This is a genomic window from Cytobacillus praedii (assembly GCF_001439605.1).
In the GTDB taxonomy this organism is placed as follows: Bacteria; Bacillota; Bacilli; order Bacillales; family Cytobacillaceae; genus Cytobacillus; species Cytobacillus praedii.
The window spans coordinates 65,187-85,026 of record NZ_LMBX01000013.1 but is presented as its reverse complement, the minus strand read 5'-3'; the positions used below and the strand labels follow the sequence as shown (position 1 = coordinate 85,026).

Here is a 19,840-nt window from a genome sequence, read left to right as displayed (position 1 = left end):
GCTAGACATCCGTCTAACTTCAAAAAAGCTATTCTTTTACTTTTTATCGAACATGCACTATTTTTTGATTATAGCAGTACGTTTATGAAGATTCAATGCTAAACAGTAAGAGAAAGTTTTATACAATTGGTGTTTAGCCAAAAGAAAAACGACTGCACAGAAACACAGCCGCTACTCTCCATTTATTAGATTAGTTATGAGGTGAATCGTTTTTTCCGTTGCCTCTGATATCCCATCCGAAAGCGACTTGCCTAAAGATGAAAAGAAGTTATATGCTTTCATTTCTTCCAGCTTCTCTTTTTTCTGCTGCAAGTCATGACTGGAAATATCATTCCCTAGAATGGAAGCCTGAAGCTCCCCGCCTTCATTTTCATTAACGGCAAAGGGATCCTTGAAATTTGCATCATCATAGCCCTTCATATTGTGGATTCCTTCATTCGCAAGCTGCATGCCAAATAATACCGCAATAAACATAAGTGAGATAAGGAAAAACGTTTTCACCATAAACCACTTCATAACAAATCACCTATCAATTTTATTTTTTATCTGTTTGTTCTTGTGCCGGCTGATTGACCTTTTCTGCCTCCCAGTAAAAATCACTAAAGACATCTGCGAGCGCACCTGCTGATAAATAAAGTTCCTCAAATGTATTATCCACACCGCCGAATTCAATGAGCATAGCGTTTTCTGATAGATCCTGATTATATTTGCCATTGCCCTCTTCTTTCACAATGACAGCTCTGCTCAATCCGGGATACTTTTCGTTAATCATCTTATGCAATTTTTCAGCAAGCTGCAGATTCTTTGCATAATTAGCATGTTTCTTCCCAACGACAAATGCGAGTTTTGCATAATTCTTCCCATTAATTGTGAGCGTTGTGTGTTCTTTTCTCTTTGCGTCGCGATGAATATCAATAATGTATTGTAAATCTTTGTTTCCAGCCATCGCAGCCTGGACAACTGGTCTAGATTCACGATAAGAGGCACCATAACCAAGTTCCTTTTTATTTAAAATGGCATTTATATCTGTTTTATCAATAGAAGTACCCACTCCGCGGCTTTCAAGTTCTTCCTTCAGTTTATCCCCAATTTTTGTCACATTTAATTGAGAATGGTATGCCCTATTTGGATCTGTCTCTCCTTTTAAATACGGCAAATAGGATTCACGATTATGCGAAAAGTAAAGATGAACGACTTTTCTTTCTCCTGTTGTTAACCCAGAATCCGGAACTTCATTCCCATTTCCAGGGGAAGAATCGATGTTTTCTGTATTCTGCAAGGTCGCTTCTTGCTCTGCCCTTAGCACCTCGAGAGGAGGCGTAGATTCCATTGGCATATTTGTATAATCGGTCCCTTCACTTGCGACAACAATCTTACTATCATATAAAGAAAATGATGGCAGCTCTCTGCCTAATAAACTACGCGGATCATCCAAATTAATATTTGTTGATAGCTTAAAAACAAAGTTCATTAAAGTCGGCTTGTCTTTCTCTTCACCTAATCCTTGCAATAAATGGTGATTTTCCCAGCCAAGCAAGTGATAAAGCATTTCTCCTGTCACTTTATTCGTCGCTGTATTTACAGATGAAGAACTAATTCGAAATTCAGGCTTTAACGACGTAAGCACACCACTAATCGAAAAAATTAATAATAGAAATAGGAGAAAACCTCCACAGATTTTCAGAAGGCTAGTCCCTTGTACAAAAACAATAAACCCATTGGGTTTTAAGGGTTTCATCGTTCCACCTCTCTTTGAGCAAGTCTAGTAATTCATATGACTTTGCTAGAGAAGATAGAACTCCGAACATCTAAATTAGTTATTATTTCACAGATTCGAATGCAAATGCAAAATGGTGCATGCATTAAGTCTTTTATTATAATATGGGACAAGAGCAATTTCCCCGTATCCCGTTATCTTGTATAAAAACCTGCATTTTCCTGCTTCACATTGCGATGTAATGCTGCATTTAGCCCATTGGCAATTAGATTTGCCATGTCTTCTATAAATACGTCTACTTCTTTTGGAGTCACCATAAGATTATGCCCGATTGGGGATAATACTTCATAAATTAACTTCCGCTTTTCATCTTCTGGCAGCGTTCCGATCATTCCCAAAAATGTCTTTCGGTGCTCTTCCTCTGGCAAATCTTCCTCCGTTAACTTTTTCCTTTTCCCGAAGGTCATACCAGCAGGAGCCAATGCTCTTGATGGCCTGTCTCCTTCTTTTAACTCCTTGCCAAAATGTTTAAGAATAAAATCTATCGTATCGCTAGTGATAGAAACTGCATCTACCACTGTTGGCACACCAATTGCAACAACTGGAATTCCTAGTGTTTCCTTGCTTATTTCTTTTCTTTTATTCCCAACTCCTGAACCAGGATGAATCCCTGTATCAGAAATTTGGATTGTTGAGTTTACACGTTCAATGGATCTTGATGCCAGGGCATCAATCGCAATGACAAAATCTGGCTTCGTCTTTTCAACGATGCCAAAGATGATATCACTCGTTTCAATTCCAGTTAGCCCCATAACACCAGGAGCAATCGCGCTGACAGGGCGATACCCTTCCTCGACACTTTCAGGCTGAAGCTGATAAAGATGACGGGTGACAAGCAAGTTCTCACAAACCTGGGGCCCAAGGGCATCAGGTGTCACATTCCAGTTCCCCAAACCAACAACAAGACATGATGCATCGTCTCTTATTCCAAGCTGCTTTAGAAATTGGGAAAATTCTTCGGCGAATATTTTTGCTACCTTTTGCTGCATAACCGTATCTTGCTGACGGATACCTACAGCCTCCATGGTTAAATATCTACCCTCTTTTTTCCCAATCGCTGCTGCGCCTTCTTTTGTTACCTCGACAAAGGAAATCTTTATATCTTCCTCTTCTTTTTCTTTAATGATAACCCCTTCAATTTGTGAAAGATCTTCCTGATCATGTACATGCTTTTGCTGATCTGCTATCGCTATTTCCCGTGCTTCAATTGCAAGATCAGTTCTGATAGCATATTTGCTCAAATCCAATTGTTCCAAGATGATCCCCTCGCATTCTTCTCTTAAGTCGTCAAATAACATGACTTTCTTTTATCTTTTCCTTCTACATGGAAAAACATTCATTAAATGGCAGGCAATCCTTGCTCTCCTTTTCCCTTCTTCCGAGCATCCAACTTATCAAAATAGACGAAGAGTATTGCAAAAGAACGGAGTGTTTGATAAAATATCACTTGTTCTTAATATTTGATTGTTAATGAATGATGTGAAAGTCGAGTTAATATAATCTCGATGCTTTTTGTAGGAGGTGAATGGAATGCCAAACATTAAATCTGCTATTAAGCGTGTGAAAACAAGTGAAGCGCGTAACGCTCATAACGCAACTGTTAAATCTTCAATGCGTACAGCTGTTAAAAAGGTTGAAGCTGCAATCGTTACTAACGATTCTGCTGCTGCAAAGGGAACTTTTGCTGATGCTGCTAGTAAGCTAGATAAAGCTGCTGCAAAAGGTCTAATCCACAAAAATGCTGCTGCTCGTAAAAAATCTCGTTTAACAAAAAAAATGAACGCTTTAAACGCTTAAGTTTAAAGAATAACGGCTATCTTTCAGGGATAGCCTTTTATTTTTGCAAGAAATGAACAAGCATCTTGCTTAGCACTGTATGGACAGAACTGATACCGAATCGATAAAGGAAACACGAGGAGCGATCATGATTCGATTCTGACTTATCGCAGGAGGAGCAGGGAGTTAATTAAGCGCTAGGTACTGAAGCTAGACAGCATTTCACTTTCAAAAATACTCTACTTTATTATTCTTCAAAAAAAAGCAGTCTAAGTTGTCACTTAGGCTGCCCTATTTTTTATAAGCCTGATCATGTAATCGAAATAAGAACATTTCAATTAAGATTACTTTATTCATTCCGCCAGTTTTCATTTGATAATCCGCTTCTGCTAATAAATTTATGATGTGAGCCAGCTCTTCATCTGCAAAGAGCCTTGCCTGTCCAGCAGCAAGCTTTATTCGAAATGGATGGATTTTTAAATGACCCGCAATTTGCTGTTGGCCATATCCTCTTCGCGCAAGCTCTTTAACTTGATAAATAAGCCTAAACTGTCCGGTTATAAGCGAAAGTATTTTAATAGGTTCTTCATTTTGCTTCAATAAATCATAATAAATTCTTAATGCCCCTTCTACTTGCCTGTTCACTATTTTGTCAATTAAAGAAAAGATATTTTGCTCTAGTGACCGAGCAACAAGCATTTCTACCGTTTCTTCATTAATTTTCGAACCAGACCCAATGTATAATGCCAGCTTGTCTACCTCACTAGTGAGTGTAAATAAATTTGTACCTGCAAGTGTGAGCAGAGTTTCCGCAGCTTTATCGTCAATTTCTACTCCATTTAACGCCGACCGGTCCTTTATCCAAGCCATCAGTTCAGCTTCACTCAGCTTTTTCGCTTCTAATATTGCCGCACTCCGCTTTAATTCCTTTGTTACTTTTTTCCGTTCATCTAATTTCTCATAAGGAGCGGTAAAGACAACAATAGAATAAGGAGATGGTTCCTTTATATAAGCCTCAAGCTTTGCCAGATTATGCTCCACTTTCTCTTTTGTTTTGACTGCAGTAAGAAAAACTGGATTCTGCAAAAAAATCAATCTTTTTTCTCCCATAAATGGAAACGTTTCTGCATCCTCCAACGCCGCATCAATCGGGGTTTCCTCTAAATCATATGTGGAAAGATTGAAATCAATCTCCTCCTCATTTAATAGATGGTTGATCAGCAGTTGTTTTGTTTCATTGATAAGAAATGCTTCCGGACCATATAATAAATATAATGACGAAAATTTCTTTGCTTTTATTTGTTTCCAAAGATCAAAAATCACTTGTCTTCTCTCCGTTCACATTTGGATTCCTATTCTAATCCTAATGAAGCTTGAAGCGTTTGACAAGTATATAAACGAATTCAAGAAGACTCAGTAAAATCTAAAACAATAAATACAAAAGGAATTGACACATCATTTTAAATGTCAATTCCCCCATCTATATAGAACGTCGAAACAAGAGGCCTAGGATACTCTCGTCACGACGGTGCACCAATGTAATACTATTCTTTCCTCACACTCTTTACTTATTTGTGACAACTCTTGTCACAAGTGGAAAAGCGGCGAGGAATGCTAGATTTTTTCATTCTAATGCCTTATACTATATAGGAAATAGGAGGGGTAGACTGTGAACGAATTTGAAAAAGACGTCCAATATAAGCAGAATGATGCCATTGACTCTGGAATTGGATTCATCGTATCTTTCGGCTTCTTCGCAACTGTGTTTATTATTGCAACAGTCATTAAAGTAATCGGATCTTAATGACTACATAAGTGGGATTTTTGAGAGGCTGCGTTTGCAGCCTCTTTTCATTTGTTCAGCTGATTTATATTATCTTATGGATGTACCGCAGAAAAGGTTCCAGTTTCACCCTTAAAAAAATAGGTAATTGCCCCATGCTGATCCGTTCGTAATATTTTTATTTTTCGTTCACTCAAATTTGTTAACACTTCTTCAGCTGGGTGACCATAACGATTATTTTTCCCTGCCGAAATGATGGCAATTTTCGGTTCAAGCTGATCAAGAAAGGCTATTGTTGTTGAGGTTTTACTGCCATGATGACCCGCCTTAAGCACATCAACGGTAAGGTTATCGTAATGATTTACTAGTTGTTTTTCTCCCTCTTCTTCCAAATCACCTGTAAAAAGCCATCTAAGCCCTCCTATTTTCACAAATAGAACAATTGAACCATTGTTACGCTCGACCTCTACTCCAACTTGCGGTGATACGACATGAAAATTGGTATTTCCAGATTTCCAGCTATCCCCTGCACTAAGAAAATTCCAGGGGATGCCGTTCCGCTTCGCTATAGTTAGCAATTCTTTTTCTAGCTCAGATAGTTCTGGTGTTTTTGGTAAAAGGATTTCTTTTACTTGAAGCTCTTTCAATACGGATAAAGCACCGCCAATATGATCTGCATCCCCATGCGTAATAATAAGCTTATCAATTGCTGTGATTCCCTTACTTTTTAAAAATGGAACAACAACCTCTTTTCCAACCTCAAATTTCTTCTTTCTAGCCTTCCATTCCTCTGTATTAAATTGAATGGTCCCACCTGCATCTATTAGGTAATTCCCCTTTCCGAATGGCAGTTTAATAAAGATGCTATCACCTTGCCCAACATCGATAAATGTGATTTCTCCATACGGGGATAAAGCATTTCCTAATAACTGAACGCACATGATGCTGAGCGGAAGAAGGAGCACTTGCATAAAACGTTTGGCTCCTTTCATTCGCTCCCATAACGAGAAAAATAGCGGGATACTCCAAAAGTACAAAAGCATAATCATTAAGGATGGCCTTCCAAAAGTAAGCATAGCAAATGGAAAAAGCGATAGCTTCAGTGCGAGGCCATTTGTTGCCATAATAAGCAAATTTAATGGCTGCATAAGGAATGCTATTGTTGTCCCCATCAACAAATGAAGAAGAAACAAAAGAAAGATGGCTGGTAATATAATCAATGAAAATAATGGAATAAAGATCGTATTGGCTAAAATAGAAATAAGCGAAACTTCATAAAAATAGTAAAGCATGATAGGGATTGCAGCTAATTGACAAATAAATGATGTGGAGAGCAAAAGAGGAATAGCATGATGGAATCTTTTTAAGAGGATTGGTGCAGAAAGTATGAGTGCAAAGCTTACACTGAATGAGAGCTGAAACCCTACATCATAAATAACATATGGCGTAATAAAAGTGTACACAAGAAAAACCACACTGATAATATCGATTGTATTTAAAGTGAAAATGCTCCATTTCTTCAACGATAAGAAGAGAATCATCATGGATACAGCACGAATTACCGAGGGGGCTGCGCCTGTGAGTAAGGCATAACAAGGTAAAAACAGTAATAATGCGATGGTCATTCGTTCTCTTGTGATCCCGATGCGTATTCCCAAATAATACATCATTCCTGACATCATACCGACATGAAGACCTGATATCGCCAATAAATGAACAATACCAAGTTTCTCATATGTTTCTAATCTATTGGTCTCAATGTAATCCCGTTCTCCGAAGAGGAGAGCAACCGCTAATGGGGAAGATTCGTTTGGAAAATGGTCTTGTACATATTGAATGCCATTTTCCCTAACAGATTGGAAGAAGGAAAAGGGGGTTTTCTTTTGAGAAGTGCATTGCAACAAATTTACTTGGTCTGCTTTTAAAATCCAAAAAATTTGTTTTCTAATTAAATATTCCCTGTAGTTAAAGGCATTCACATTTGTTTCCATAGTTGGTTCTGACAGTGTACCTGTTATCTTACAAGCTAACCCTGTTTTTAGATTCTTTATAATCCACTTTTTCTCTTTTTCTGTTTTTATTTGATAAGAAAAAACGATTTTTTCTTTTCGCATCAGATCTTTGCCAATGGCTGACAGACGGTCGCCGTCTACTTTTATATCCTTCTGGAATAAAATATGGAACTTAGTCTCAACAGCTGCAAAATTTGTTCTATTCGTCTTTTCAGCTAATTCGGTCCTTATTAGAAAAAAGAAAAAAATTAAACTAATGATGAAAAGATATTTTTTCGAAAAACCTTTTATTTTCCATAAAAACAATAGCAGAAAAAAGAACACGATAATAAAGACAACAAAATGGACAAAAACTGATAGAATACCAGCGAGTGCGGTGGCAGTGAAATAAATCCATCTCCCTTTCACATCTATTATTCTCCTTTTTTCCTTAGGTAGTCATGTGAGAACCATCATGCAAAGCGATGATCCCCACTGGTATTATTTTCTACTGATTGTTTCCTTGGGAATGAAATTCGATTGAGATCTCATTTCCTTCTACTTGTTCGACCTTTACCCCTGCCATTTCAAAAAGGTTCATTGCATATGGGTGATTTTTATAATCCTTTGAATAAAATACTGTTTTAATACCAGCTTGTATAATTGCTTTACAGCATTGCAGGCAAGGAAAATGCGTAACATATAAATCTGCTCCACTTGTTGGCACACCAAATTTCGCACATTGTAGAATCGCATTCATTTCCGCGTGGATTGTTCTGACACAATGGTTATCAATCACATAACATCCTTCATCGATACAATGCTCCCCACCAGCGATAGAACCGTTGTATCCACCCGCTATGATTCTCTTATCTCTTACTATCGTAGCTCCTACAGATAATCTTGTACACGTGCTCCTTAATGCTAGCAGATGACTTTGAGCAATAAAATATTGATTCCAAGATATTCTTTCCATTTCAGCCCACTCTCCTCGTTCTCTTTCGACAATTTCTCGTAAAATTCCACCTTATCTTCAAGTGTAAGCCTCTATGAAAAATGGGTCAATGGCTTCTTTATTTTACTTTTATTTGTTCTTTTAATTTTTCAAAGCTCTTTTCACCAATTCCACTAATTAACTTTAAATCTTCAATCGCTTGAAAAGGACCATTCTTTTCACGATAATCAATAATAGCAGCTGCTTTCGCTGGTCCTATGCCAGTTAAAGTTTGCAGCTCGGCCTCACCTGCAATGTTAATATTTACCCTTCCATCCTTTTGATCAGCTCCTCCCATTGCAGTCGTTCCACTTTCCAGTTCCTGCCCCACTTCTTCTCCTATTTCAGGAACATAAATAACCATTTCGTCCTCCACTCGTATGGCAAAGTTTATCTTGGTCTCATCTGCAGATTCCTTCAAGCCGCCTGCCTTATTTACCACATCAATCACTCGATCTTCTGCCTCAGCTTCATACACACCTGGTTTATTTACAGCACCTTTCACATCGACAATGACTACTCCTTCTTCAGCCGCATCCTCCGTATTCGTGTTCGTTTTATCTTCATTCATTACCCACTCTTCCTCCTGATCAAGTACATTACTTTCTTCTGATGCTGGTTCAAAGAAAAAATAAGCTGAAGCAAGGATAATACTTATGCCACCTAATGCAGCAAGTTTATTGGCTTTTATCCATTCAATCATTTAAAACATCCTTTCATTTTTAGCATAATCTGCAAAGGAAATTCATATCGTATATGAGTGAGTTTGCTTGTGAAGGGGGGATGAGCATGAACGTTGGAATCATTGGTACAGGAAATATGGGGAGAATATTGGCAGAAGCATTACTTGATGGAAAAGCCGTTTCCCCTTCAGCCATGATAATTACAAATCGAACAAAATCAAAAGCAGAAGAAATAAAGAACATATACGAGGATATTTATGTAGGAGATAACGGAAGAGATGTCGCTGAACGCTCCTCGCTAATCTTTGTTTGTGTGAAGCCTCATGATGTTCATCACGTGATTAAAGAGATTTCGCCATACCTAACGAAGGAAAAATGTATTGTTTCAATTACTAGCCCGATAAGTGTCAAACAATTAGAATCCATCGCCGATTGTTCTGTTGCTAGAGTCATTCCAAGTATAACGAATCGGGCCCTTACCGGTGTTTCATTACTATCGTTTGGTGAATGCAGTTCTTATTGGAAAAAACAAATACGGAGTCTGTTTGACCGGATTTCAAAGCCAATTGAAATTGAAGAGAACATTACCCGGGTAGCCTCTGATATCGTGAGCTGCGGACCAGCATTTTTCAGCTATTTAACACAGCGCTTTATTCTTGCCGCTGTGAAAGAGACAGAAATCGACCAGGAAACCGCAACGACGCTTGCTGAGGAAATGCTGATGGGAATGGGAGAACTAATGAAAAAAGGCTTTTATACGCTACCAACATTGCAGGAAAAGGTATGTGTAAAAGGGGGAATTACTGGAGAAGGAATTAAGGTGCTTGAAAATGAATTAGGAGATGTATTCGAACATGTTTTTCAGGCAACCCATGCAAAATTTAAAGAAGATCTTGAACAAGTAAAAAAGCACTACACCATTCAAACATAGTATTCTACAAACATCGACTGAATCCTTCCTTGTTTTTAAAATAATTTTAAAAGGCAAGTCGGCTATGAAAGCCGATCTTGCCTTTTCTAAATTACACTTTCCGGCTAATAAAGAAAATCCGTTCTGATTGTGTTTGCGGAGACACTGCTTCAAAATCAGCAATCACTTCGAGAACTTCAAACCCAGCTTCCTTAAGCCAATTGCCATACACTTCAATTGGAAAAGTACGCTGGAAATGAAGTTCATCATAGCGTTCATACTGACCTGTCTGCTGATCCAGAACAAAGAAACTCAAATCATGCTCCACACTATTTGGATGCTCTCCCTGATAGCTATGCCAAATATAGCTGATCTCTTCATCATTTAATGCAAAGGTCTGATTCATAAATATTTGCATAATCTTGTGAATCGAATGAACATCAAAGATAAAAAGCCCATTGTCATCCAGATGCTCATGGACACGCGAAAAAGTATCAAGAACCTCTTGCTCTGACTGCAGATAATTTAATGAATCACAAAAAATACCAATTACATCGAATCGGCCAAGCCCTTCAAGCTCAGCCATATTTTGCTGGTAAAATTGCACGTTCATCTCCTTATCTGCTGCCTTTCCTTGAGCAACCATAAGCATATCCTCAGAAAGATCAACGCCAGTTACTTCAAAACCTTCTTCAGCAAATTTAATGGAAAGCTCCCCTGTTCCACAAGCAAGATCAAGGATTTTTTTTCCATTTACATGAAATTTACTTACATAATTCTTTACGATTTCTACCCATTTATCATAGGGAACATCCTTCATTAATTCATCGTAAAGATAAGCAAACTTTCCATAGGTCATTGGTTAAGCTCGCTCTGAATATTCTCAAGCGGTGCATCGCCCCATAGGCGTTCTAAATTATAATAGCTTCTTTCATCCCGATGGAATACATGAGCAACAACATCGCCAAAATCAACAAGAATCCATCTTGCTTCATCAAAGCCTTCCATTCTCTTAACAGAATAGCCTAATTCCTCAGCTTTCTCTCTCATTTCCTTAGCAATGGCCTGAACCTGCTTGTCGGAATTTCCGTGGCAAATAACAAAATAATCTGCAATTAGAGAAATTCCTTTCATATTCAACGCAACTATTTGTTCCGCCCTTTTGTCATCTGCTGCCTTTACAGCGGTTAATAATAAATTTCTTTCACTCATTCAATCAATCCTCCGAATTCATAATTAGGTCATTATATGTGTGAAATGTTGCCGGAAAAACCGGCTGACCTTTTTTCATTAAAAAAAATATTGTATTTGAAATGGATTTTATTAATGCTTCATTCAGGCTTTTCTCAGCTATTTCCCGCACTTCCTCTACACCTGGAAAATGCCTGCCTGGTTCAATATAATCAGCTAAATAAATAATCTTCTCTAATAAAGTCATCCCAACTCTGCCAGAAGTATGAAATCTGATTGCATCTAGTATTTCTTCTTCTTCAATGCCCGCTTCTTTATGAACAAGAAAAGCCCCTACTGGAGCATGCCAAAGTTCACTATTGAATTGCAGAAGTCTGGCATCCATCTTCTGATCCATAATAATTTGTTTCATTTCCTCTTTTGGACGAAACTTGGCATAATCATGAAAAATCGCAGCAAGCTCCGCTTTTTTTTCATTCGCCCCATATTTTCTCGCTAATCTAATCGCTGTTTCCATGACACCAAGTGTATGAGTATAACGATGGTCTGTTAATTGTTCCTTCACTTTTAATAAGGCGAGGTTACGATCCATATAAGTGATTCTCCTTAATATAGCTCCTTACCGCTTCAGGAACAAGATAGCGTATGGTCTTATTCTCCTTTAAACGGCCGCGGATAAGACTGGAGGAAATGCCCATTTCAGGTACATCCGCATATAGAATTGGATATAGGCTTTCATGGCAATAAGATGGTCTTCTTACGCCAATAAATTGAACGATTTCAATTAGCTGATTGATATTTTTCCACTTTGGCAAATACTCAATCATATCAGCACCAATAATGAAATAGAATTGGTTATCTGGATGGCCTTCCGTAAGGATTTTCATTGTATCAAACGTATATGAAGGTCCTGTTCTTTCTAGTTCAATCAATTCAATTTTAAAATGAGGATGCCCTTCAATAGCTAATTTGAGCAAATTCACCCGGTCTTCATCTTTAACTGCATTTGTCTTTATTTTATGCGGAGGCTCTTGATTAGGCATAAACCATATTTCATTTAACTTATGCGTATGCAAAACTTCATTCGCAATAATTAAATGGCCGAGATGCGGCGGATCAAAAGTGCCTCCCAATATGCCGATTTTCTTCAAGTGCGCTCCTCCTGCTCCCTCTGTTTAGCTCTTAGGTAAAACGATTTGTTTATTTTCTCTCGATTGTTTATAAAGAACAATGATGTTTCCAATAATTTGTACGAGCTCAGCTCTCGTTCCTTTAGCCAATTGTTCTGCAACTGTATGCTTGTCCTCATCACAGTTTTGCAGAATACTGATTTTCATTAGCTCACGCGCTTCTAGCGCTTCACTAATTTGTTTAATCATATTATCATTAACCCCGCCTTTTCCTACTTGAAAAATTGGGTTCAGGCTGTGAGCCATTGAGCGTAAAAAACGCTTTTGTTTTCCTGTTAACATTTTCCTTATCCTCCCAGTTGGTTGAGTACAATGTTCTTCATGCGTTCGATATTTGGAAAAATGCCTGTCCATTTTTCAAAAGCAAGTGCTCCTTGATAAACAAACATATCTAACCCATTTTGTATTTTTGCACCTTTGTTTTTAGCTTCCCGCAAAATCTTTGTTTCAAGCGGATTATATATTATATCACTTACAAGTGCATCAGTCTCTAGATTATGTAAGGAAAGCGGAAGGCTTTCTATATTGGGAGACATCCCAATCGGTGTTGTTTGAATGAGCAATTGGTAATCTGCCAGTTTTTTCTCAGCTTCCTCTTTTCCAATAGCTGCTGAAGGAACATGAAATGGGCATTCATTTATTAGCTGTTCTGCCTTTTGCGTCGTTCGATTACATATGTCTAATCTGTTTACTCCTGCTTGAGCTAATGTAAAATAGAGTGCTCTTGCGGCACCGCCAGCTCCGATTATCAGAATGTTTTTCTCTTTTATCGTCGGCAGCAGCGTTAATAAACCCTGTAAGTACCCGCTGCCATCCGTATTATAACCGACAAACTTTCCATCTTCGTTCACAACCGTGTTCACTGCTCCGATGGCTTCTGCAAGCGGGTCAAGTTTGTCCAGCAATGGGATAATCGTTTCTTTATGCGGGATGGTAATATTAAAGCCAGCTGTTCCAATTGCCTTTAAACCAATCACAGCTTCCTTTAGGTTTTCTCTTCTCACATGCAGAGGCTGGTAATGAGCGTCTATTCCATAAGCTTGAAATAAATCATTGTGCATAGCAGGCGACATCGAATGAGCGATCGGATCCCCTATTACAGCAAAAAGCTTCTTCATGCTCCATCCCCCTGTTTATGAACTATTTAATCATACACTCTTTCGATTTCACAGAATAACCCTAGTCTTTAGATTAATGATTTTCTAATAAGCGCATGAACGCCTTTTGGTACATATGCAGCTACTTTTGCACCAGGTTCATTAACTGTAATCCAGCCAAGACCTGAGAAAACAATATCTGTTTTCCCTTCCTTAATTGTAAATTCATGCTTAACTAATTCAGGGAAACTCTCCATATCTTCCATTCTCGGCGGGGTTAGTAATTCGCCTGCATGATTCCTATATAACTCATCTGCTTTTTCGAACTTCGTACGATGAATATTGATTTCATTTGAAAAATGACATACAAAGGATCTGCGGCCGCCTGTTAGATAATCAAATCGAGCAAGTCCGCCAAAGAAAAGTGTTTGTCCTTCATTTAGCTGGTACACCTTTGGCTTGATTTCCTTCTTTGGTGTAATGATTTTCAAATCACGTTTATCAACATAATGGGCCATCTGGTGATGATTAATGATTCCAGGTGTATCGACAAGTGCTTTTCCATCGGATAATGGAATTTCAATAATATCTAGAGTTGTTCCCGGGAAATGAGATGTCGTAATTACATCTCCTTCACCTGTAACTTCTTTTAATATACGGTTAATAAATGTTGATTTCCCCACATTTGTACATCCGACGACATATACATCTTTTCCTTCACGATATTCATCAATGGCTGCAGCTACTTCATTGATAAACTGACCCTTCGCTGCACTTACAAGAAAAACTTCCTCTGGTCTTAAGCCAAGCTCTTTTGCTTCCTGTTTCATCCAATTGATCAGCTTATTCGGTTTCACAGATTTCGGCAGCAAATCTACTTTATTCCCTACAAGCAGGATTTTATTATTGCCAACGAATCGATGCAATCCCGGAAGCCAGCTTCCGTTAAAATCAAAAATATCGACAATTTTAACGATTAATGCATCACTTTTACCGATTTCATTTAATATTTTCAGAAAGTCATCATCTGTTAAATGAACATCCTGTACTTCATTATAATGTTTTAAGCGAAAGCAGCGCTGGCAAATAATTTCTTCTTTCTCAAGAGCAGATGTCGGTGCATAACCAATTGCTTCCCGGTCTTCTGTTTGAATCTTTACACCGCATCCGATACACGAATATTGTTCACTCACTTATTAATCCTCCCATTGGATCATTCCTTTTTTTCGGAACCAATTTAATATTTGTCTTTCTACCCTTCGATTAAAACGGGTTATAAATCCATCTGTTTGTGCAACTGGAACAACAAGAATTGTCCGGAATCCACTGCGATTCCCTCCGAGCACGTCAGTTAATAATTGATCGCCAATCACAACTGTCTCTTCCTTTGCAAGCCCCATCTCCTTTAGAGCCCGATTAAATGCTCGTCCTAACGGTTTCCTGGCTGCAGGGATAAACGGGATTTTTAGCGGGTCTGAAAAAGACCTTACACGGTCCTCATTATTATTCGAAACAATCGTTATCTTCACATTGCTATGTTTCATTTCTTCAAACCATTTAATTAATCTTGGTGTAGCGTTTGGGCGATCCCATTCGACTAATGTATTATCTAAATCTGTAATAATCCCTTTAATGCCTCTTTCCTTTAAAACTTCAGGAGTAATTTCAAAAATGCTTTTAGCATGCTGATCCGGCAAAAATTGCTTTAACACTATATTCACACCTCAATTACCTTCAAAATTATTATCAATCGTCCATTTTTCTTAACAATCATAACCAATTATAGTTGTTCTATCAAATACGAAAAGCAAAAATGCCTAATAAGTATAGTATATCCTTTTTAATGGAAAAATTTTTCGACAATATTCTTTGACTTCTTACCTGTGGATAACTTTATTCACATGAGCCACACCCATTTATATACTTTTCTAAATTTTATAAACAACTTAACCACAGGTTATCCACTTAATACTGTGGATAACAGAACGGTTGTTCTAACCGTTTATTTTTGCTAGAGTAAGGGTACAACAAAGAAACCTACATTATATGTATAAGGAATACTAAATAGAATCAAACTTTTTAAATTCTTTATGGAGGTGAATGGACATGCGCAAGCTATCAGACGAATTATTAATTGAATCGTATCATAAAGCAAGAGAGCTGAAACTGAGTCCCGATTTCATCCGCCTTATAGAAACAGAAATTCACAGACGCTCATTATCTCATAGAATAAAAGTTTCTTCATAAAATATACAAGCCCAATCAGGGCTTTTTTCTTTTTTAGAAAATAAGAATGTATAACTAGGAATGCAGAAAATTGTCTAGCTCCACCACTAACCACCTATTAAACTTCAGGTCCCCTCCGCAGCGATTGAGCCGACATCAATTTGCTCCATTCATTGTGTCACCTTTATCGAAAGAACCGGCTCTTCTGCGTTTGTACGGGGATGACCACGGCGCTTGCACTATTCTTAGTTAATTCGATCCGAAGAATTGAATCCTATACAGTCTCCCACCTTCACATCAAATGGTACTTGAATGGAAGGCAATGGGTTGAAGCTATCTTTTTCAAAAAGCAGTACGACCGTTGAGCCAAAGGAAAAGTATGCCATCTCATTTCCTTTCACTAATTCTTCTCCTTCATGAATGACTTCAATTGAATTTACAAACAATGCCCCAACCTTCACAATCGATATAAATCCGCCGCCATCTTGTTTAACCTCAGTAATTTTTCGATAATTTTTTGATAATGAATCTTTTCCATATTTCAATCCGTACTTATTAACTGGATAGGATTTTCCGCCTAGTGTCCATTGATCAATAACTTTTCCAGACACAGGGCTATGAATTCGATGATAATGGCTGGGACTAAGATAGAAGATCATATAATGTCCACCTGAATACTTTTCGACCTTCTGATCATCACCTAACATTTCTTTAATAGAATAATCTTTTCCTTTCACAGTGATAATATGATTCGGCTCAATGATGCCCACGTCTTCGATCACAGCATCCACTGGACTGCTAACTGTTTGTGTGTTCTGATCTGTCATTCTTGCCCCAGCTTTAAGCTTACGGGTAAAAAAGTCATGTAAAGTAGGATAGTCTTTCAGGTTTTTTTCCATTTCACTTTCATTGATTTGATACAATTTAGCAAAAGAAGGAATAAAGAATCGACTTGCTTTTGAAAGGGCAAATCTTTTTAAAATTCCTGACGTCCATTTTCCATTAGTCAGTTCAATCATCAGTCGATAAAAGGATTGAATCAATTATCCCGCCTCCATTTCAGTGTAAATTTACTCTTTACGTATAGTCATAAAAGCTATAAAATTAAATACTATTAATTATATCAGCAAATAAATACCATTTTATGAACTTATTTATAGTATGTGTTTCTTTCAAACAAACGAGGTGTTCCGTGAATGTTTTTATCAGATGTACTTGATCAAACGATTAAGAAGTTAAAAGCTCAGACAGCAAATGTATTAACTTTAGCAAATTTATCATTAGGCGGCTTTGCGATTATTTTTACCTTAAAAGGTAATCTTGAATTAAGCTTGCTGCTAATTTTTGTTGCGGCATTAGCCGACCGTTTTGATGGCATGGTTGCACGCAGGCTTAATATTGAATCAGATTTGGGAAAGCAATTAGATTCCATGAGTGATATTATATCATTTGGTGTTGCCCCTGCACTATTAATATATCAAGGAATTTTATTTGAATTTGGTGATCCTGGCGCTTTTTTCACGATTTTTTATATTGGATGCGGCGCTTTCCGGCTTGCCCGCTTTAATATTAGTGAGAACAATGGATATTTTACGGGTCTTCCTATAACTGCCGCAGGGTGTCTTGCTACCCTAAGTTATCTTGCCATTCCCTACTTTCCGGCCCAATTCTTTTTATTTATGATGATTATTCTTTCCTTTTTAATGGTTAGTCCGTTTAAACTAAGGAAGGTATAAAGTGAAATTTTAATCAGTAGGGGTTTTTCTCCCCCACCAGTTATAACTTTTTGTTCCCTCTACTTCTTGAAGTGGGGTCTTACAGCCCGTTAATCTGCGATAAAATGTTAAAAGCCGCACCCAATTGTTTAAAAAAGGGATGCGGCTTTCCATTTATTTTTTATTTATTTTTCCTCTGTCAGCTTTAAAAACTCCTCAACATCATCCATACATAATTGGACTGCTTTTTCCCAGAAATCTGGTTTTGTTAAATCGACATTTAAATGCTTCATCGCGAGGTCCTCGACCGTCATTGAAGCTGTGTCCTTCAGTAAAGCGATATACTTTTCTTCGTAGCCTTTTCCTTCTTCCAATGCTTTTGCATAAATACCGAGCGAGAATAGGTAACCGAATGTATATGGGAAATTATAAAATGGAACGCCTGTAATATAGAAATGCATTTTAGAGCCCCAGAATAGTGGATGATATTCATCAAGTGCATTTCCGTACGCTTCTTTCTGCGCTTCCTCCATCAATAGATTCAGTTTTTCTGTACTAACAGTCCCGTTTTTCCTCTCCTCATAGAAACGGGTCTCAAATAAGAATCGAGCGTGAATGTTCATTAATAGAGCAACAGAACGCTGTACCTTATCTTCCAGAAGCGTTATTTTCTCCTGCTCTGTTTTTGCATTTTTCACAGACGCATCAGATACAATCATTTCTGCTAAAGTTGATGCAGTCTCTGCCACATTCATCGCATAATTACGATTTAAAAGGTGAAGATCCCTCATTGCATACGTGTGGAAACCATGCCCAAGCTCATGAGCTAATGTTGAAATGTTTGAGGGTGTTCCAGAATAGGTCATAAAGATCCTCGATTGGCTGCTTTCAGGGAAATACGTATGAAATCCTCCGGGGGATTTCCCAGGCCGATCTTCTGCTTCAATCCATTTTTCCTCAAAAGCCATTTTAGCAAATGACGTCATTTCATCACCAAAGTGTGAAAACTGCTCTATAATAAATTCTGCACCTTCTTGATAGGATACCTTTGATTCTGTTTGATCAATGGATGCATCTAAATCATACCAGCTTAGCTTTTCAAGTCCAAGAAGCTCTGCTTTTCTATTTAAAAACTTTACGAGCGGCTGCTTGTTTTTCGAAATGACATCCCACATTGTAGAAAGCGTTTCTTTTGTCATCCGATTAATTGCTAGCGGTTCCTTTAAAACATCCTCCCAGCCACGCTGTTTATAGACATTTAGTCTAAAGCCAGCTAAGTGATTTAATGTTTTCGATAAGTAGTCTGATTGACCCTTCCATGCATCTTCCCATTTAGCAAACATTTCTTTTCGAACACTTCTGTCAGGGTTTGAAAATTTATTAGCCGCTTGACCGACTGATAAGCTCTTTTCCTTTCCATTCTCTGTAAATGGGATTTTTATATTCCCAACAACCAAATCATAAAGCTGGCTCCAGCTATGGTATCCGTCAACCCCAAGTGCATTGATTAAGTTTTCTTCCTCTTTTGATAGTTTTTCAGAAGCTGTTTTTCGTCGTTCAGTAAGAACAAATGCCAATTCTTTTAGACCCGATGTTTGGATTAATTCAGCCCATACTTCAGAATCATAGCTTGTCAGCTTTTCATCAAAAAGCGTGAGAACGGACAAGAAAGCTGCACTTAATTGTGTAATGGCAGCACGATGTTCAGCAGCTTTTTTGTCCTCCGTATTCTGCGCTTGTAAACAGCTGACAAATGCCCCTGCTTCACGCAGCTTTTTTGTAACAGATTGAAATTTTTCCATTAAGTTTACGATATCTTTCTGATCAGAAATGGAATTTGTTTGTTCCCAATTATGTACGATTGTTTCAAAATCATTTATTTTTTCTTTTGTTTCTATTAAATGTGTGAGAAATGCTTCGGATGAACTTCCGCCTTTAAAAAAGACATCCAAATCCCATACTGGTGAATATGTAGTTGCTGTCATACATCTTCCTCCTTCTGTTATTACCTCTCAGACTAATTACATCTATATTATAAGGTAACTTTTCGGAAATTTCTATCAATAAACATTATAGCAAGAACCCATTCGTGCATAACTTCCCATAAGAAGAGTAAAGGAAGTCCAATAGGCGCTAGACCGTTCTATAATTTGAAGATGGTACCGCTTTGATATTTTTGAATAAACAAAAAGCTTATGCAATATATGCATAAGCTTCCACTAGCAATTCCCGCCGAAATAAAACCAGCCGCCAAAGACAAGCAATAAAATTAAGAGCACAACTGCGAGAGCTAACCAAAAACCGCCTCCACCATAATAGGGAGCAGGGCATGGGGGCGGCGGACAACTGAATGTGTATGGACATCCATATGGCATAAACTTCTGCCTCCCTTCTTGTATTAATAAATTATGTGTGTCATTAGGAACTTGTATAGGCTTATGTGTATTTTCCATCCATTTTTAGGATGAATCCTTTGCTTCTGTCTCCTGTTTTCCGTTACTATTGGG

22 protein-coding genes and 1 pseudogene are annotated in these 19,840 nt (G+C 37.8%); 5 read left to right on the top strand and 18 right to left on the bottom strand.

The features are described from left to right. Window positions 1-171: 171 nt before the first annotated feature. The 3 genes from ASU02_RS14770 to gpr all read right to left on the bottom strand — a co-directional run bounded on the left by ASU02_RS14770 (window position 172) and on the right by gpr (window position 3,036). Complete coding sequence (locus tag ASU02_RS14770; RefSeq protein ID WP_057764921.1) at window positions 172-516, bottom strand: YqxA family protein; 345 nt, start codon at window positions 514-516, stop codon at window positions 172-174. Window positions 517-535: 19 nt separating this feature from the next. Next, the gene (spoIIP, locus tag ASU02_RS14765) at window positions 536-1,738 is read right to left on the bottom strand and encodes a stage II sporulation protein P (protein ID WP_057764919.1); all 1,203 of its coding nucleotides are present in this window, start codon (window positions 1,736-1,738) and stop codon (window positions 536-538) included. 173 nt (window positions 1,739-1,911) lie between these two features. Next, window positions 1,912-3,036, bottom strand: coding sequence for a GPR endopeptidase (gpr, locus tag ASU02_RS14760; protein WP_057765030.1), 1,125 nt, complete (start codon window positions 3,034-3,036; stop codon window positions 1,912-1,914). Between the two features lie 271 nt (window positions 3,037-3,307). On the opposite strand from gpr, the gene rpsT reads away from it, so the two are divergent. Further along, the gene (rpsT, locus tag ASU02_RS14755) at window positions 3,308-3,574 is read left to right on the top strand and encodes a 30S ribosomal protein S20 (protein ID WP_057764917.1); all 267 of its coding nucleotides are present in this window, start codon (window positions 3,308-3,310) and stop codon (window positions 3,572-3,574) included. Between the two features lie 270 nt (window positions 3,575-3,844). On the opposite strand, the gene holA is transcribed toward rpsT, so the two are convergent. Beyond that, entirely contained in the window at window positions 3,845-4,876 is a 1,032-nt protein-coding gene (holA, locus tag ASU02_RS14750; RefSeq protein WP_057764915.1) for a DNA polymerase III subunit delta, read from the bottom strand. Window positions 4,877-5,222: 346 nt separating this feature from the next. Between holA and ASU02_RS25925 the strand changes: the two genes are divergently transcribed. Then, window positions 5,223-5,357, top strand: a complete 135-nt coding sequence (locus ASU02_RS25925; RefSeq protein WP_075209192.1) for a YqzM family protein — start codon at window positions 5,223-5,225, stop codon at window positions 5,355-5,357. A 74-nt stretch (window positions 5,358-5,431) separates the two neighbouring features. Here ASU02_RS25925 and ASU02_RS14745 read toward each other — a convergent pair whose 3' ends face one another. From ASU02_RS14745 to ASU02_RS14735, 3 genes and pseudogenes are all read right to left on the bottom strand, one after another. Then, window positions 5,432-7,756, bottom strand: coding sequence for a DNA internalization-related competence protein ComEC/Rec2 (locus tag ASU02_RS14745; protein WP_057764913.1), 2,325 nt, complete (start codon window positions 7,754-7,756; stop codon window positions 5,432-5,434). Between the two features lie 94 nt (window positions 7,757-7,850). Then, window positions 7,851-8,303 (bottom strand): annotated as a pseudogene (locus ASU02_RS14740) (ComE operon protein 2); the annotation flags it as partial. Between the two features lie 97 nt (window positions 8,304-8,400). Beyond that, window positions 8,401-9,024 (bottom strand): helix-hairpin-helix domain-containing protein, encoded by a 624-nt coding sequence (locus ASU02_RS14735; protein ID WP_057764908.1) that lies wholly within the window; start codon window positions 9,022-9,024, stop codon window positions 8,401-8,403. A gap of 86 nt (window positions 9,025-9,110) precedes the next feature. Here ASU02_RS14735 and comER point away from each other — a divergent pair, with 86 nt between their 5' ends. Next, on the top strand, window positions 9,111-9,935 hold the full coding sequence (gene comER, locus ASU02_RS14730; protein WP_057764905.1) for a late competence protein ComER: 825 nt from the start codon (window positions 9,111-9,113) through the stop codon (window positions 9,933-9,935). A 91-nt stretch (window positions 9,936-10,026) separates the two neighbouring features. Here the strand turns inward: comER and ASU02_RS14725 are convergent, their stop codons facing one another. From ASU02_RS14725 to ASU02_RS14690, 8 genes are all read right to left on the bottom strand, one after another. After that, a complete protein-coding gene (locus ASU02_RS14725; protein WP_057764903.1) occupies window positions 10,027-10,773 on the bottom strand; it encodes a class I SAM-dependent DNA methyltransferase in 747 nt (248 codons plus the stop codon). Then, window positions 10,770-11,126 (bottom strand): ribosome silencing factor, encoded by a 357-nt coding sequence (gene rsfS / locus ASU02_RS14720; protein ID WP_057764901.1) that lies wholly within the window; start codon window positions 11,124-11,126, stop codon window positions 10,770-10,772. Before rsfS ends, ASU02_RS14725 begins: the two co-directional genes overlap by 4 nt. A gap of 4 nt (window positions 11,127-11,130) precedes the next feature. Then, complete coding sequence (yqeK, locus tag ASU02_RS14715; RefSeq protein ID WP_057764899.1) at window positions 11,131-11,697, bottom strand: bis(5'-nucleosyl)-tetraphosphatase (symmetrical) YqeK; 567 nt, start codon at window positions 11,695-11,697, stop codon at window positions 11,131-11,133. After that, window positions 11,687-12,256, bottom strand: coding sequence for a nicotinate-nucleotide adenylyltransferase (locus ASU02_RS14710; RefSeq protein WP_057764897.1), 570 nt, complete (start codon window positions 12,254-12,256; stop codon window positions 11,687-11,689). Before ASU02_RS14710 ends, yqeK begins: the two co-directional genes overlap by 11 nt. Window positions 12,257-12,280: 24 nt before the next feature. Then, window positions 12,281-12,577 (bottom strand): ribosome assembly RNA-binding protein YhbY, encoded by a 297-nt coding sequence (gene yhbY, locus ASU02_RS14705; protein ID WP_057764895.1) that lies wholly within the window; start codon window positions 12,575-12,577, stop codon window positions 12,281-12,283. 5 nt (window positions 12,578-12,582) lie between these two features. Then, window positions 12,583-13,413 (bottom strand): shikimate dehydrogenase, encoded by an 831-nt coding sequence (gene aroE / locus ASU02_RS14700; protein ID WP_057764893.1) that lies wholly within the window; start codon window positions 13,411-13,413, stop codon window positions 12,583-12,585. A gap of 68 nt (window positions 13,414-13,481) precedes the next feature. Next, window positions 13,482-14,585, bottom strand: coding sequence for a ribosome biogenesis GTPase YqeH (gene yqeH / locus ASU02_RS14695; RefSeq protein ID WP_057764892.1), 1,104 nt, complete (start codon window positions 14,583-14,585; stop codon window positions 13,482-13,484). A gap of 3 nt (window positions 14,586-14,588) precedes the next feature. Beyond that, window positions 14,589-15,104 (bottom strand): YqeG family HAD IIIA-type phosphatase, encoded by a 516-nt coding sequence (locus tag ASU02_RS14690; RefSeq protein ID WP_057764889.1) that lies wholly within the window; start codon window positions 15,102-15,104, stop codon window positions 14,589-14,591. A 394-nt stretch (window positions 15,105-15,498) separates the two neighbouring features. Here ASU02_RS14690 and ASU02_RS14685 point away from each other — a divergent pair, with 394 nt between their 5' ends. Beyond that, complete coding sequence (locus ASU02_RS14685; protein WP_057764887.1) at window positions 15,499-15,639, top strand: sporulation histidine kinase inhibitor Sda; 141 nt, start codon at window positions 15,499-15,501, stop codon at window positions 15,637-15,639. Window positions 15,640-15,863: 224 nt separating this feature from the next. Here the strand turns inward: ASU02_RS14685 and ASU02_RS14680 are convergent, their stop codons facing one another. Further along, window positions 15,864-16,661 carry a phosphatidylserine decarboxylase gene (locus ASU02_RS14680; protein WP_057764884.1) on the bottom strand — a complete coding sequence of 266 codons (798 nt, stop codon included), beginning with the start codon at window positions 16,659-16,661 and terminating at the stop codon, window positions 15,864-15,866. Window positions 16,662-16,814: 153 nt separating this feature from the next. Here ASU02_RS14680 and pssA point away from each other — a divergent pair, with 153 nt between their 5' ends. Continuing rightward, window positions 16,815-17,354 (top strand): CDP-diacylglycerol--serine O-phosphatidyltransferase, encoded by a 540-nt coding sequence (gene pssA, locus ASU02_RS14675; protein WP_057764882.1) that lies wholly within the window; start codon window positions 16,815-16,817, stop codon window positions 17,352-17,354. A gap of 164 nt (window positions 17,355-17,518) precedes the next feature. Here the strand turns inward: pssA and ASU02_RS14670 are convergent, their stop codons facing one another. Together ASU02_RS14670 and ASU02_RS26700 are read right to left on the bottom strand one after the other, a co-directional pair. Continuing rightward, window positions 17,519-19,318: a M3 family oligoendopeptidase gene (locus ASU02_RS14670; RefSeq protein WP_057764880.1), complete on the bottom strand. Its 1,800-nt coding sequence runs from the start codon at window positions 19,316-19,318 to the stop codon at window positions 17,519-17,521. A 234-nt stretch (window positions 19,319-19,552) separates the two neighbouring features. Beyond that, entirely contained in the window at window positions 19,553-19,708 is a 156-nt protein-coding gene (locus ASU02_RS26700) for a hypothetical protein (protein ID WP_198317448.1), read from the bottom strand. Window positions 19,709-19,840 lie beyond the last annotated feature (132 nt).